9 protein-coding genes are annotated in these 14,949 nt (G+C 59.6%); 2 read left to right on the top strand and 7 right to left on the bottom strand.

The window, feature by feature from the left end; translation table 11 throughout:
- Nucleotides 1-577: IS110 family transposase (locus tag B060_RS24465; RefSeq protein ID WP_425303994.1), on the bottom strand; the 577-nt coding region annotated here is incomplete at its 3' end.
- A gap of 521 nt (nt 578-1,098) precedes the next feature.
- Between B060_RS24465 and B060_RS0113030 the strand changes: the two genes are divergently transcribed.
- Nucleotides 1,099-4,353: an autotransporter family protein gene (locus B060_RS0113030; protein ID WP_018082233.1), complete on the top strand. Its 3,255-nt coding sequence runs from the start codon at nt 1,099-1,101 to the stop codon at nt 4,351-4,353.
- A 134-nt stretch (nt 4,354-4,487) separates the two neighbouring features.
- On the opposite strand, the gene B060_RS0113025 is transcribed toward B060_RS0113030, so the two are convergent.
- From B060_RS0113025 to B060_RS0113005, 5 genes are all read right to left on the bottom strand, one after another.
- Nucleotides 4,488-5,798 carry an NADPH cytochrome P450 oxidoreductase family protein gene (locus tag B060_RS0113025; RefSeq protein WP_018082232.1) on the bottom strand — a complete coding sequence of 437 codons (1,311 nt, stop codon included), beginning with the start codon at nt 5,796-5,798 and terminating at the stop codon, nt 4,488-4,490.
- Nucleotides 5,795-6,811 (bottom strand): FAD:protein FMN transferase, encoded by a 1,017-nt coding sequence (locus B060_RS0113020; RefSeq protein ID WP_018082231.1) that lies wholly within the window; start codon nt 6,809-6,811, stop codon nt 5,795-5,797. The genes B060_RS0113025 and B060_RS0113020 overlap by 4 nt, the downstream gene beginning before the upstream one ends.
- Nucleotides 6,811-7,443 carry a PepSY-associated TM helix domain-containing protein gene (locus B060_RS0113015; RefSeq protein ID WP_018082230.1) on the bottom strand — a complete coding sequence of 211 codons (633 nt, stop codon included), beginning with the start codon at nt 7,441-7,443 and terminating at the stop codon, nt 6,811-6,813. The genes B060_RS0113020 and B060_RS0113015 overlap by 1 nt, the downstream gene beginning before the upstream one ends.
- A 140-nt stretch (nt 7,444-7,583) precedes the next feature.
- Nucleotides 7,584-8,036 carry an Lrp/AsnC family transcriptional regulator gene (locus tag B060_RS0113010; protein WP_018082229.1) on the bottom strand — a complete coding sequence of 151 codons (453 nt, stop codon included), beginning with the start codon at nt 8,034-8,036 and terminating at the stop codon, nt 7,584-7,586.
- The gene (locus tag B060_RS0113005; protein ID WP_018082228.1) at nt 8,037-9,992 is read right to left on the bottom strand and encodes an isoaspartyl peptidase/L-asparaginase; all 1,956 of its coding nucleotides are present in this window, start codon (nt 9,990-9,992) and stop codon (nt 8,037-8,039) included.
- A 214-nt stretch (nt 9,993-10,206) separates the two neighbouring features.
- Here B060_RS0113005 and B060_RS0113000 point away from each other — a divergent pair, with 214 nt between their 5' ends.
- A complete protein-coding gene (locus B060_RS0113000; protein WP_018082227.1) occupies nt 10,207-12,951 on the top strand; it encodes a TonB-dependent receptor domain-containing protein in 2,745 nt (914 codons plus the stop codon).
- 88 nt (nt 12,952-13,039) lie between these two features.
- On the opposite strand, the gene B060_RS0112995 is transcribed toward B060_RS0113000, so the two are convergent.
- The gene (locus B060_RS0112995; RefSeq protein ID WP_018082226.1) at nt 13,040-14,785 is read right to left on the bottom strand and encodes an amidohydrolase; all 1,746 of its coding nucleotides are present in this window, start codon (nt 14,783-14,785) and stop codon (nt 13,040-13,042) included.
- Nucleotides 14,786-14,949: the final 164 nt, after the last annotated feature.

Below are 14,949 nucleotides of genomic sequence, written 5' to 3'. Positions count from 1 at the left end.
TTCGCTGGTCGGCCTTTGCCATAGCTAGAACCTTTCGATGGAGAAGGTTGAACTGCTCCAGAAGGGCCTGTCGGGCGTCGAGTATTGACCTGGCGATCTGCGTCAGCNNNTCATGACCTTCGCAAAGTTCAAGTATCCGAGCTTCGAATCCTCCGGTTGATATGGCGCCTACCTTCAGGCCAAAGCCCCGAAGAATACCACGAAGACTTTTCTCGATGTCTAGAAGCTTTGTTTGCAGAAGCTTGCGTGCGGTCAAGACCGCACGGACTTCCTGAGCCGGCTGAGATTTGCAATGTACAGGGCGGAACCAGCCCAGCCGCATCAGTTGAGCAATGCCGCGAGCATCCTTCTTGTCGGTCTTGACCGGCATAATTTTAAACGCCGTACGCACATGCCGGGTCTCGATCAGTTCGCAGGATAACCCTTTGGCCGTCATCTCGGCATAGAGCCATTGCGACAACGGACCGGCTTCAAGGCCGATGAGCTCGAGCTCAGTTCCCAAGGCCGCAAACCACGCGACCAGGGATTCAGGATCGCTCAACGCTTCGCCTTCGCGACAAATTTTTGCCCGCCGCATCGACAACGCATACACTTGAACGTTCCAAAGACACATCAATTCCGGCATAGTATTTCATGGTCGTCTCTCGATGATGCTTGGCGCAGGCCACTAACCTGACGCCGTTGGTTGATGACACCATCATTCTGAGGGACGACCACCAAAGCGCAAGCCCTGGCTAAAGCCGGCCCGTTACCCCATCTTTAGGGCCTGTATGCAGGGCTAATTTATAGCGACGCTTGCCGGCGCATGACAGGCAAGCGCTGGAAGCGGCACAGATGACCACCTGGGTTTAGGCCTTATCTGTCTGTTTCAGCTCAGATAGTAACAGGCCATATCTGGTCATTGTTACGGGGACATGCCAATTGCACCTCACCCCGCCGCTTCGCGCCTCATTTCAGCCCCAAAGCCACCCAACCCTTACCGCCTTGTCGCAGCGTTTCGACGCTGTCGTATAGACGACTTATTGGCGCCCTCCTGATTTTCCATGTTCCGGCCACCCGCTTGCCCGCCGCACGCGAACCCATTGGAAAACCGACGACATGCGCAAAAACAGCCTTCTGACCGCCACCGCTCTTGGGCTCGTTCTGAGCGGAGGCCTGAGCCCCTTCGCCGGTCAGGCATTCGCTGAAACCAGCCTCTCTTCCTCGACCACCTCTCCGCTCGTCACCAGCACAACGGGCGATCTGACCGTCACGTCCGACGGCGCGATCACCCTGACCAACGGCACCGCCATTACGGTCAACAGCAACAACGCCATGAGCTTCGCCGGCGCCATCAACATGGCGGCCTCCGCATCGGGTTCAACCGGCATCCTGATCACCGACTACGCTGACCGCACAGCCGCCCTGACCTTTACCGGCGACATCACAGTTACAGACGATTATACGGCGACGGACACCACCAGCCTGGACGGCACGAAAGACGGCTATGTCGAAGCGCCGTGGGCAGAGGGCACCGGCCGATACGGCATCCACTCCACCGGAACTTCCCCCTTCGTGGGCGATATCGATATCGTCAGCAGCTCGGCCATCGACGTCGAGGGTAACAACTCCTACGGCATCCGCTTCGAAAACAAGATCGACGGCGCCTTCACCTACGACGGCAGCATGACGCTGATCGGTGATAACTCAACCGGCATCTCACTGGAAAAAGGCGTGACCCGCAATGTCTACCTGTCGGGCTCGGTGACGGCCGTGGGTGAAAACGCCTCGGCCATCAAGATTACCGGCGACCTGGGGGGCAGTCTGCTGATCGACGGCACCTACAGCGGCTACGCCTACAGCTCGACGTCTTCGCTGACCCAGGCCGTCTACAACAACCTGATCCCTGGCCAAAATCTGTTACAGGCAGGCCCGCTCGTCACCATCGCCGGCAATGTCGCCAATGGGGTGCTGCTCGGTGCCTCGGTAACCAGTCAAGACGCCAACAACACCGACGAAGACGGCGACGGTCTGATAGATACGGAGCAGACCACGGCCTCTTTATCGCAATATGGCAGCGCACCGGCGCTTGTCATCGGCTCGACGACCGAGAACATCACCCTGGGCGGCCTGACCTACACCTCGACGGCGATCGATCCGCCGTCCGTCAACTATGGCCTGCTGATCCGCGGCAACGTTGCGGCCTCCGGCGTCCATCCCGGCGTGACGTCAAACGCCCTGGTTATTGGCGGTACAGGCTACACCACTACCATCGCCAACGGCATCGGTATCAAAGGCTCAGTCACCTCTACATCTTATGGTGGCGACACCGCAGCCATATCCCTGCTTGAGGGCGCCACCACACCGCAGCTTGATATCAACGGCAAGGTCAGCGCCACCACCACGCGCTACCTGACCACCACGGAAGACGATGCCGGCAAGATCACGTCTTACACCGTATCGAATGTCGGCAAGGCCACGGCGCTCAGCATTGCCTCTGGCGCAAGCCTTGGAACCGTCAATGTCGCCGCCAGTTCCGGCATCTACGCCTCCTCCAGCGGCTCGACCGGCAGCGCCACAGCCATTATCGACGCTTCGGGCACCCTTTCCAGCATCACCAACAATGGTTCGATCAGCGCCACCATAACGGCCACGGATGATAACGGCGACGGCGTGACCGAGACCGTCACCGGCACGGCGACTGCCATCGACGCCCGCGCCAATACCTCCGGCGTCACCATCAAACAGGTCGACACCGCCCCTACTGACAGCGATGAGGACAAGGCGATCGCTGCCCCCTACATCTACGGCAATATCCTGCTGGGTTCGGGTAACGATTCGATCTCGTCTTCCGGCGGCTCTATCTATGGCAATATCGATTACGGTGCCGGCACCGGTAGCCTTACCCTGACAGATGAGGCCGTTTTCCTCGGCAAGCTGACCTCCACCGGCGCGATCGCCATGGATATCGATTCGGGCGCCAAGGCCGGCCTGACCGCCGGCAGTTCAGTCCTGCTCTCCAGCCTCCATGTCGGGGCCGACAGTACCCTGGCGCTTACCCTGTCCCTGGACAGCCCCTCGACACCGATCCTGACCAATACCGGTGCCGCGGTCTTCGATAACTCTGCCCTGCTCTATCTCTCGCTCGACAAGATCCTCACCACCCCGACCACCTTCACGGTCATGACAGCCTCGAGCTTTAGCCTTGGCAATATGCCAACCTCGACGCTCGACGGCTATATCCCTTACCTCTACCATGCCGATCTGGAGACCAATACGGACGGCACTGAGCTTTACGCCAACTTCCGCCTCAAGACCAAGGAAGAGGCCGGCTATTCCGACAACCAGTACAAGGCTCTAACCCCCATCCTTGCCATCGTGGCGCAGGATTCAGGCGCCGAAAGCGCGCTGCTCAGCGAGACCACCAAGGCCAGTTTCGACCAGATCTATAATCAATACCTGCCGGACTATTCGGGTGAAAACCTGCTCAACCTGTCGCTCGGCTCATCTGCACTCAACCGCTCGCTCGGCAACCTGACCGTCATCCCCGACAACAATGGCGGCCAGTACTGGCTGCAGGAATACGGTTTCAACACTAAGCGCGGCTATAGCGACACCGCCGGATTCAGCTCGACCGGCTTCAGCCTGGCCGGCGGCCGTGAACGGCAGGTCTATGGCAACCAGATGGTCGGGACCTATATGTCACTGACCTCGTCCTCGCCGAAAGATACCTTCGCCATTGGCAATGAGATCGCCTCGATTTCCGATATCACCCTGGGCGGTTACTGGCGTCTCAACGCCGGCGCCTTCAAGGGCTGGGCCCATGCCGGCGCCGGCTACACCCAGTTCAAGACCACGCGCAATCTGCTCACCACCACGGTCAGCCATACCGCCATCGCCAAATGGGACGGCTATTCGACCAGCGCCGGCGCCGGCGCCGCCTACGATCTGACCTCCGGTAAATTCGGCATCACCCCGCAGGTCTTCGTCGATTATTACGGTCTCAATGAAAGCAAGCATGCTGAATCCGGCGGCGGCGACTATTTCGACCTGACGATCGATGAGCGCGAGGGCCATCTGCTCAGTTCGACCGCGCAGATCAATGTCAGCTATAAGACGGGAATGATCAAGCCCGAGCTCTGGCTGGGCTACAAGCAGAACATCTCGGCCACGCTGGCCGATACCGTCGCCCGCTTCTCCACAGGCGACCCGTTCGCCCTCAGCGGCGGCAACATCGAAGGCGGCGGGCCGGTGGCCGGCTTCCGTATCTCGGCCGATAACCCCTACAGCTATTTTGCCATTGAGGCTGCATACGAGAAGACCGACGCCTATACCAACACCTCCATCTCGCTGCGCACACGGTTCCAGTTCTAAGCGGACGCTGACGAGGCGCGTTACGGAAGATTATTCCGGATAGAAGACATAGACCGTAGCCTCTGCCTTCACCGGCTTGCTCCTGGCCACCACCTCGCCCGCCGTCACCAGCCCGGCGCGCGGCTATTCCTTGCCTAATACAGATCGCGACGGTAGCGACCCGAGACCTTGGCATCATCAACCCAGGCCTGCCCCATGATGCCGGCCAGCGCGTTTTCGACCTCGCGCCCCATGGCCAGACCACCGCAGCACATGACCGCGCCTTCATGGCCCAGCCAGTCCTTGATGGCTGCAGCAGACGACGCCACAACCGCCTGAACGTAGCGTCCTTCACCCTCATCCGGACGTGAGAAGGCGATGTCGAGCCCCTGCAATGTCCCTTCGTCGCGCCATGCCGTCATGGCCTCCGTCAGCGCACCATCATGAAGCGGATGGCGCTCGCCATAGATCAGCCAGGCAGGCCGGCCTATTTGGGCGGCTTGCAGAATATGCGCGCGCAAGCCCGCCAGTCCCGAACCGGCGCCGATCAGCAAAAGCGGCCCCTCGCCTTCCGGCGCATGGAAGTTGCGGTGCGACTTGAGTCTTAGTGGCAGGCTGTCGCCGGCTTGCAGCCCGTGGATCAGCAGGCCCGAACCATCGCCATAACTGCCATCGGTTTTAATAACCTCACGGACATAGAGATCGAGGTGGCCTTCTTCCGGCAGGCTGGCCAGCGAATAATCACGGCGATGCCCCTGTGGTGTGACAATCTCGATCAGATCACCCGCCTGCCATGACGGCGCCTGATCCGACACGAACCTCAGATGATACAAAGGATTATCACCGAGTGGATTGAGGCGGGTGCGTTGCTCCAGTCGCCACGGCACACCGGCCTCGGTGGCGCTGTCCCCCTTGCCGCCGAGCGCATGGATCAGCTCGTCCCATCGTTTCAGGGCTGCGGCGTCCAGATCATCGACCTCGATCAAGGGCTGAGCCTTCCCTCCGCACACCACCAGCCAGTCGAATACCCGGCGTCCAAAAGCACAAAACTGATCATAGTTGCGGTCGCCAAGCGCCAGCACGGCCACACTCTGACCAGACAGATCAGGTCTGTCCTGCATCAGGCTTTGCGCAAAGCGCAGGCCTTCGTCCGGCGCATCGCCCTCGCCGGTGGTAGAGATCACGCACAGAATCGTCTTGGCAGCTTCTAAGTGCGCCACAGTGACCTGCGCGATCGAAAGCGCCTGCGCGTCTCGCCCACCCGCCAGCAAGGCTTTGGCGGTGTTACGCGCAATCTCTTCGGCCTGACCGGTTTGAGACGCATAGAGCACGAGGTAGTCGCTGGTGGCTGTCGTGCGCTTTCGGCCTTTCAGCCCCGCCCACAAACAGACCAGTCCGAACGCTGCCGCCGAGCCGTAAGCCCATGCCAGCCGAGTCGGATCGTCCGTTAGGGTCTCCAAAATCATAGCCAGCCCTCCAGACGCGGACTGCGCACAGCACGAAGGCCGTTATGCAAGGTCTCGGCACGCACCCACAGCAGAGAGGGAATTTCGTGTTGCCGGGCAAACTCGATCGCCCGTTCTTCGCCCATCACCATCAGGGCTGTGGCCAGGGCGTCAGCGCGCCAGCACTGCGGATCGAACACCGTGGCGCTGACGATATCGGAGCGGGTCGGCGATTGCGTCACGCTGTCGATGGTGTGCGAATGGACCTGCCCCTCGTGCATGAACGAGCGCACGCGCTCACCAGAGGTCGCCACCGCCCACCCACATAAGGCCGCCACGGTGCGCGGCTCTTTCGCGGTGTCCGGTGCTTCAATCTCCACCCACCACGGCAGGCCGTCGGGCTGCACGCCCCAGCCCTTCAGTTCACCACCAATTTCGACCAGAGCGGCCCTTACGCCGGGCTCGGCCTGCAACAGGCGCATCAGTTCATCGACCGCGAAACCCTTGGCGATGGCGCACAGATCTAGCCGCACTTCAGCCGGCTTGACCATCCCCCCGTCCTGCACGACCAGATCGCGCCAGCCATGCTTTTGCCCACGCAAGGCGCTGACATCGCTGGCTTCTGGCAGACCTTCGGCAACGACACGGGCGCCAAAGCCCCACAGTTCGACCGCCGACAACAGCGCCGGATCAAAGGCGCCGGCGCTTAAGGCCGCGATCTCCACCGCATGCCCCACCGCAGTGCGCAGGGAGTCCGGCAGGCTCACAAAACCGCCAGCGGGCGCGAGATTAAAACGCGTCAGGTCGGAGTCGATACGATAGGGACTCATCTCTTTATCGATGCGGTTCAGCACGGCCTGACAGCGAACATCAAGCCCTTCCGGCACCGTATCGGCATAGAGCGCGATCGACCAGGTGGTGGCGAAGGCCTTGCCCTTCACATCCATGCGCCGCGCCTGCGGATACCGGTCCGGCGCCTCGTCGAGATCGTGGATCAGTACTTGGCGATCCAGAGTATAGGCCGGCGGGGTCATCAGGCGTGAACAAACAGCAGGAAGAGGATGAAGGGCGCCAGCAAACCGAACGCCACCAGCGGCCAGGTGATACGGCGTCCTTTGGAATAGAGCCACAAAAGGCCAAGGCCGGTGATCGAAAAGACGACGCAGGCTACGGCGATCAGGTCGATGAACAGCGACCACACTGCCCCGGAATGACGCCCCTTGTGCAGATCATTGAGCACGGCAATGAGGCCGCGATCGGTGCGTTCATAAACGATATGGCCGTCATGACGATCGATGGTCATGGTGGCATCGATGCCCGGCTGTGGCATGGCGAGATAGATTTCATCGTCATCGACATCGGGGGCGGTCTTGCCGACATCGACGCCGGTCGCGAGTTTGATCGCCGCGGTTTGCGCCACGCTCAGCGGCATCTTGTCGGCAACGCTCGCCATGGCGACCAGGCCCTCGGCGGTCAGGTCTTTCTCTATCGTGACGATCTGCGGCTTAGCCTCGATCTGGCTGGCGTGATTGAGCGTGAAACCGGTGACGGCGAAAAGCGCCAGCCCCATCAGCGAAATGGCCGAACTGATCCAGTGCCACTGGCGCAACTGATTACGCCAGAAGGTTCCCCAGAAGGAGGGAGAGGTTGTCGGAGAACCGGCCATGGGAAACGCGCACCGTTAGTATTTGATAATCATTCTCACCTAGCAAACTCTATGGGCAGTGACAAGCTTTCCGGTGCTTTATTCATGCACAGGTGGCCTTTTGATGGGTCTGGTCAGGGATTTAACAACAAAAGCCGGCTTTATCGCTCCAGCTTGGCCGCCAGAATGATCGAGGTCGTTGTACGCTCCACGCCATCAAGCAGGCCGATCCGGTTGATCAGTTCGTTCATCTCGATACTGTCGGCAGCTTCCACCAGCACAATGATGTCGTACTCACCGCTGATGGCGTAGATGGCGGCGATCTCGGAAATCTCCGCCAGCCGGATTTCGACTTCCTGGCATAGCCGCGGCAGGGTCTTGATCATTACGTGCGCCCGCAGGCGCGATTTGGAATAGGCCTGCCCCAAACGTACCGTATAACCGTCGATGATGCCCTCAGCCTCCAGCCGTTCCAGCCGCGCATAAACCTGAGTGCGCGGAATATCGAGCATGGTGGCCAGTTGCGACACCGGCAAACGCGAATTTTCGCGCAAACTGGCCATCAGCTTGCGGTCGGTCGGATCGAGTTCGGGAGCAGGCTTGCGAGTCGTCATTTATTTGAGCTTTTCATCGCCATAGATCGCCGTTTGGATAACGGGAGAATCGGAAGAGATCGTCCCACGATACATCCCCAGATCATTGATGGCAAAGGCCGGCTTACCATCGGCGCCCATGGCGATCAGGCCACCGTCTCCGCCGATACTGCCAACCGACATGATAGTGTCGTAAGCCGCCTGTTCGATGCCTTCGTGGTTCCAGCGTACGCGATCGCAAACCTGACGCGCCGCCGAATCGCGGATGAAATATTCGCCGGTACCGGTGGCCGAAACCGCGCAATCACCGTCACGCGCATAGGTGCCGGCGCCGATGAGCGGTGAATCACCGATGCGGCCCCATTGCTTGCCGGTCAGGCCGCCCGTAGACGTGGCCGCCGCCAGATGGCCGTCACTGTCCAGCGCCACCGCGCCGACCGTTCCATACATATGGGTCGGGTTGATCATCGCCGTATGATCCTTCTTCCAGTCAACGAGCATCTGCTCGCGTTCCGGCGTATGGAAATAGCTCGGATCGACCTGCTCAAGCCCCTGCTGCAGGGAGAAGGCGTCCGCCCCCTCACCAGCCAGAAAGACGTGGCGGGTCTTGTCCATGACGGCGCGCGCCGCCATGATCGGGTTCTTCGTGCGGGTGATCGAAGCCACCGCGCCGGCCTTCATCGTGCCACCATCCATGATGGCCGCATCGAGATAGGTCTTGCCGTCTGCGGCGATGGCCGCCCCCTTGCCGGCATTGAACAAAGGATTGTCCTCCAGCGGTTTCAGCGCCGCCTCGACCGCATCGAGCGACGAACCGCCCTTGTCGAGCACCGCCTGACCGGCCTTGAGCGCTTCGGCCAGACCGGCGCGATAGGCCGCGTCCTTTGCCCGCGTCAGGTCGCCGCGATCAATCACGCCGGCGCCGCCATGGATGGCCAGCGACCAGTGCTTTTGCTGGGTCAGCACGCCATCAGTCACATCATAGGTGCGCGTGAAGGACGGCTGACCGACCTCCAGCGTTCTGATGTTGAAAGTGCTGGCCTTGCCGATACCGGTGACACTGACATTCTTCACATTGAGTTTTTTACCAAGGGCCAGGTCATGGACCTCACCGCCCTGCACCAGCCAGGCGTGGCCATCGAGATTGGAATAGACCTTCGCCGTACCGTCCGTCTCCACCGTCATCGCCGCCTCTTCATCGATGCCGAGACCGACGAGCGGGTGAGCATAGCGCTTATTCGGCGAGGCGCGCAGGGCTTCGGCCTTGATCACAAAGGCGATCAGGCGGCCGAGCCGGTCGCGGATGCCGAAATGGCTGTCGGTGACGATGTTACTCATCAGCTCGGAATGCAGGAAGTCGCCCTCAATGGTGTTGGCCGCCCCCATCGGATCATTCATGGCTTCGGGCGAGGTGATGCTGCCGCCATCCATGGCGCCGTAGAGCCAGCTTCCCTGCACAGCAAGGCCCGCCGAGGTGCCACCGATCGGCTTGTTGGCCGCGACGTGGGCGTCGAGCGCCGCGTTCAGCGGTGTGCCCTTCCACATCCGCACATAGTTCGACTGATCGCCACCCGCCAGAAAGATGCCGTCGGCGTTCTTCACCGCTTCCAGCAGCTTGGCGTCATAGGACGCCTTGCGGTCGGTGAAGAGGAAGGTGCGAATCGAGGTGACGCCCTTGACGGTCTTGTACATCTCGTCCTGAGTCTCGGTCGTGCCCGAAGCCCGCAGCACGACGATATGGCCGTGGCCCGAATGCGTCGTAAACCAGCGGAAGGCGTCGAGTGCCCAATCGCCGCCGCCACTTAAAAGAAAACCACCCGTCACCGGATCGGGCGTCGGCTTCTTTTCGTCGCCGATGACGAAGGTTTTGTAACCCGGACCGCTTTTCCACGGTGCGGCCTGTGCCGCATGGCCGAAACTTAAGGCGACAAGCGCGAGACTCAGGGCAAGTTTTGAGGCTAGATTGCGGCGGGACATGCGGGGCTCCGTGCGGTTAGTGCGCAAATGCAACATATACGCACAACTGTGATCGCAAATTGACCTGATGGCAACAATTTGATTGCCACGCATGACACATTGATGTCACTTTTGCTCAAGTTATCTCGCAATTGGTACAGTTTGAAACCATATTTGCGAAATTCCTTTATTTAGCAACCGCGAACGCCACTATGGTAAAAGGAGACTTCCCGACATGACGAGATCGAAGTTCACCCGCTTCTGCAAGCTCACCCTGCTGGCAGGATGCAGCCTATACAGCCTTCATGGCGTGGCGCAAGCTCAGGATGCGGCTACCGCACCGGCGGCTGACGAACCCACCACCGTCACGGTGCTCGGTTCGCGCATTCCCCGCACGCAAAAAGAAGGGCCGGCGCCCGTTACTGTGATCACATCCAGCGATATCAGCGCCCGCGGCTTTGCCAGCGTGCCGGATATCTTGAAGTCGGTCACGCAAAACAGCGGTCAAACCTTAAGTCAGCAATCCTACGGTGGCGCCATCATGACACCGGGTTCGGCGCAGGTCGATCTGCGTGGCCTCGGTCCTAACCACACACTGATCATGATCAACGGCCGTCGCGTGGCGGACTTCCCGATGCCGTTTAACGGATTGAGCAACTTCACCGATATTTCCAATATTCCTGCCGCCCTCATCGACCGCGTCGAAGTTTTGTCGGGTTCGGCCTCCGCCATCTATGGTTCGGACGCCATCGCGGGTGTCGTGAACTTCTCCATGAAGAAAAATGTTGAGGACACCACACTCAACTATCGTTACGGCATGACCGAGCAGGGTGGTGGTGCCAGCCACCGCCTCTCACTGGCGACCGGATTTAATAAAGACCGCCTGAGCGTTACCTTTGGCGCGCAATACGATAAGCAAGACCCTCTGTGGGCTTTTGACCGCAAAATTCAGGATTCCCGCGATGACGCGCCGACAGCGCGCGCCCGTTTCCCGTTCAAGGTGGCGCAGCGCTATGACGATGACGCCGATACCGCCACCGAGGGCGGAACGGACTGTTCTGGTCTAACAAAGCTGGCCGGCGGTACGGTCGTCAAAACGACCGACCGCTCTGACGATTATTATTGCGCCTCACCTACGGCTGTGGCCTACGGCACTATTTTATCGCAAAGGGAAGCGCTGAACACCTTCACCAACATCAATTATCAACTCAACGATACGACGAGCCTGTTCGCAGAAGTATCTCTTGGCACCAGCGACACGGCCCTGATGAACGATGTCACCTACTGGCGCTATCAACTGCCCGATGGCAGTATCTCCGCCTTCTATAATGATTATTCCAGCGGCTATGAAAGCTGGTCGCGCGTGTTCATGCCGGAGGAAATGGGTGGGCTGAAAAAAGGCATGATCACCAATCACTCATCGACCATATCGGTGTCGCCGGGCATTCGTGGGCAATTCGGCGAACAGTGGACCTATGAAGCGGCTTTGAATTATTCGCAATATTCCAGCACGATCAAAATTCCGCAGATTGTTGCCGCCAAGGCCAATGCTTTCTACCTGGGTGAATCTCAGGGCGTGGATTCGGATGGCTACGATATCTTCAACGCGGATCCTGCCAAACTGTTCACGGCTCTGACGCCGGCACAATATGCTTCCATTTCCGAAGAAGCCCGCACCAGCGCCAAGGCCACGACGAAGGGCGTCTCTCTTACGCTGAATCACCCGGATATCTTCGACCTTCCCGCCGGTCCGGTCGGCTTTGCCGTCGTCGCCGAACTCGATCATCAGAACTACTTGGTCAATCCAAATCCAGAAGCTACGAACTTTGGCTATTACTACCAATATGCCGCAACCTCTGGCGCAGGTGAACGCAATCATCAGGCCCTCGGCGTCGAATTCAACCTGCCCCTGCTCTCGACATTGCAAGGCAGCCTCGCCACGCGCTATGATCAGTATAAGTATGACGGGCACACCATCGGCAAACTCACCTACAATGCGGGCCTTGAATATCGCCCTGTCAAAGAGGTGCTGCTTCGTGCCGCTTATGGCACCGGTTTCCGCGCCCCGGATCTGCACTATGTTTTCGCCAATCTCGATCTCTTCCATCCGTCGGTCACCGACTATTACAAGTGCCGCATCGAAGAACCTGGCACCGACTACTCGGACTGCTCCTATTCCGATGAGGACATTCTGAAGCATCGTGAAGGCAACCGGAACCTGAAGCCGGAAACCTCTTCGTCATATAATTATGGCGCGGTCTGGCAGCCTAACCGTTATTTCGACATCTCTGTTGATTACTTCAACGTCGACATGAAGGATCAGGTCAATGACATGAGCCTTGATCAGGTGTTGCGAGATGAGGCCGATTGCCGGGTCGGCGCCACTGAGACAGGAACCGCCGTCAACAGCGGCTCTCCGACCTGCGTTGACGCCCTTTCTCGCGTGCACCGCGACGAAGATGGCAATATTTCCTACGTCTATATCAACCCCATCAACGTCTCGAATGAAAAGACCGATGGCATTGATGTCGAAATGCACGCCCTGTGGCCAACCCCCTACGGTCAGTTCAAGCTGGCCGCCGGTCATACCCACGTCCTGAACCACACTTCCGTCCAGTATGCCGGCGATGCCGAGGTTGATCGCCTGGCGAAGGATAGCGACTACTACATTCCGCGTGACAAGACCAACATGGCGCTAACCTGGTCGCTGGCGCCGGTATCCGTTACCGTGTCAGGCACCCGCATTGGCCGCTTGCCCAACTATGATGAAGATGCGTGGGTGAAGCCTTGGACTCTCTATAATGCAACAGCGCTCTGGGATATCACGCCTTCCGTGAAAGCGACCCTGACCATCAACAACCTTCTCGACACTAAGCCGGCCAAAGACAATACCTGGGCAGGCTACCCCTACTACAATTCCAACTGGTACGATTCCGTGGGACGTAGCGCCTATCTCGAACTCAGCTACAAGTTCAAATAAGCTTTGCAGCTTTAGACCTGAAAAGGCCGGCGGGTTCCCCTCGCCGGCCTTTTTTGTTGTCAGACGACTTCAACCGGTGCCTGCACACTCATTCTTTGGCCTGATAGACCACCTTGCCGCCGACCATGGTCAGCAACACCTGTGTGCCGGAAATCGCTTCTGGTTTGATCTCCAGCAGGTTACGGTCAAGCACGATCAGATCGGCGAACTTGCCCGGCTCAAGCGATCCCGTCACCTTGTCCTGCCGCAGACTGTACGCCGCATTGATCGTGATGGCGCGAATCGCCTGCGCGATCGTGAGCCCCGGGTCGATACCGAGACGGCCGGGATATTTAACCGCGTCTTCGCCCACCGCCGTGCGCGTCACCGCCACCTGCAGGGCCAGCCATTCATCGAGCCTATCGACCGGCCAGTCCGAACCGTAGACAATCCGCGCGCCATATAGCTCCAGCAGTCCGGTCGGCTCAATCAGGGCATAGCGCAGCGGCCCAAGCGCCTCCTTCGAGGCTGCTATATCGACCGACGGCTTGCCCCACTGGAACGACAGCACCGGCAAGGCGCCCACCTCGGCGTAGCGCTTGTAATCGGCCGGATCGATGATTTCGTCATGAGCGATGGCCGGACGGATATCCTCGCCCGGATGGACCTTGCGCATGGCCGCGATGGCGTCCAGTCCCTGGCGCACCGAACCGTCACCATCGGCATGCATGTGCGGATTAAGCCCTGCCGCCGCGAGCTTGATCAGCGTATCGTCGAGTTGCGTCTGACTGAAATAGGGCTTCGGACCGTAATTTTGCCCAGGCCGGCCATGCTCGAAATAGGGTTCGACCATTACCGCCGAAAAGGCCGGTGCCGAATAGACGCCATCCAGGAACAGCTTGGCGGTATCGACCTTCATCACCGGCTTCACGCCATCGTCCTTTTGCTCGAACTCGGCCTTCTGGCGCAGGACTTCGGCTATCGCCTTATCCGCGTCATAATCCGCAGGCGAATCGATCAGCACGGCGAAATGCGCCCGCGCCGTCAGCCCGCCTTCTGCGGCCACCGTGCGATAGGCCGTCATGGTTTCGATATCGGTATAGGCGTCGAGGAACGATGTGATTCCCTGCTCGCGCATGGCTTCCAGCGCCAGGTGCGTAGCCCTATAGTTCTTTTCCACCGAAGGCGGCGGCACCAGCTTATCGACCAGATCCTGCGCGGCCTCTTCCAGCAGGCCGGTCGGTTGGCCGTCAGCGTCACGCACGATCCGGCCGTCTTTCGGGTCGGGGGTATCGCGGGTGATCCCCGCCAGGGCCATTGCGCGCGCATTGACGAGATTGGAATGGCCGAACGACGAATGCACCATGATCGGTCGCGCCGTCTTGACGCCCTCGAGCGCTACGTGCGTCAGCACGGTTCCCGCCGGCTGCATGTTCTGCTCGAACCAGTTGATCACCACCAGCCAGCTTTCGGGACCGGCCTCCGTGTCGGCATCAACGCATGTCTGGATGCGCGCCTGAAACTGCGGGATGGTCAGGGCTTCGTAATTGAGATTGCAGTTGAGCATCCGTAGGCCGCCCGATTGCGGGTGCATATGACCGTCGATCAGCCCCGGCATGACCATGCGGCCTTTAAGATGAATGACCTGCGTCTTTTTGCCGATCAGCCGCTTTGTGCCGGCATCATCGCCGATATAGATGATTTTACCCTCACGCAGCGCCAGGGCCTGCGCCACACTGTCCCTGGCGTCGACCGTATAGACATAGCCATGCAAAAAAACGGTATCCGCCTTGGGAATGGGCCTTGCTTCGGCAGAACCGGCAAACAGAGCCAACGCAACTATCAGATATTTCATGTCGCTTCCTTCCCCCTCGCCCCGTTTACGGGGAGAGGGCCGGGGTGAGGGGTAATACAACCGACCGGCCCGCCCCTCACCCGGCTCGAAGATCGAGCCACCCTCTCCCCGAAAACAGGGAGAGGGGAAGGCAAGTTACATCCCCTGTCGTTTTTTGGCGTATG

Source organism: Asticcacaulis benevestitus DSM 16100 = ATCC BAA-896 (genome assembly GCF_000376105.1).
Lineage (GTDB): Bacteria > Pseudomonadota > Alphaproteobacteria > Caulobacterales > Caulobacteraceae > Asticcacaulis > Asticcacaulis benevestitus.
The sequence above is the reverse complement of the archived record's forward strand: the minus strand, read 5'-3'. Positions and strand labels throughout refer to the sequence as shown.

What these genes read in the sequence shown, in the direction of transcription:
- B060_RS0113030 (WP_018082233.1), top strand. Translation starts at nt 1,099, where the DNA reads ATGCGCAAAAACAGCCTTCTGACCGCCACCGCTCTTGGGCTCGTTCTG.
- B060_RS0113025 (WP_018082232.1), bottom strand. Translation starts at nt 5,798, where the DNA reads ATGATTTTGGAGACCCTAACGGACGATCCGACTCGGCTGGCATGGGCT.
- B060_RS0113020 (WP_018082231.1), bottom strand. Translation starts at nt 6,811, where the DNA reads ATGACCCCGCCGGCCTATACTCTGGATCGCCAAGTACTGATCCACGAT.
- B060_RS0113015 (WP_018082230.1), bottom strand. Translation starts at nt 7,443, where the DNA reads ATGGCCGGTTCTCCGACAACCTCTCCCTCCTTCTGGGGAACCTTCTGG.
- B060_RS0113010 (WP_018082229.1), bottom strand. Translation starts at nt 8,036, where the DNA reads ATGACGACTCGCAAGCCTGCTCCCGAACTCGATCCGACCGACCGCAAG.
- B060_RS0113005 (WP_018082228.1), bottom strand. Translation starts at nt 9,992, where the DNA reads ATGTCCCGCCGCAATCTAGCCTCAAAACTTGCCCTGAGTCTCGCGCTT.
- B060_RS0113000 (WP_018082227.1), top strand. Translation starts at nt 10,207, where the DNA reads ATGACGAGATCGAAGTTCACCCGCTTCTGCAAGCTCACCCTGCTGGCA.
- B060_RS0112995 (WP_018082226.1), bottom strand. Translation starts at nt 14,785, where the DNA reads ATGAAATATCTGATAGTTGCGTTGGCTCTGTTTGCCGGTTCTGCCGAA.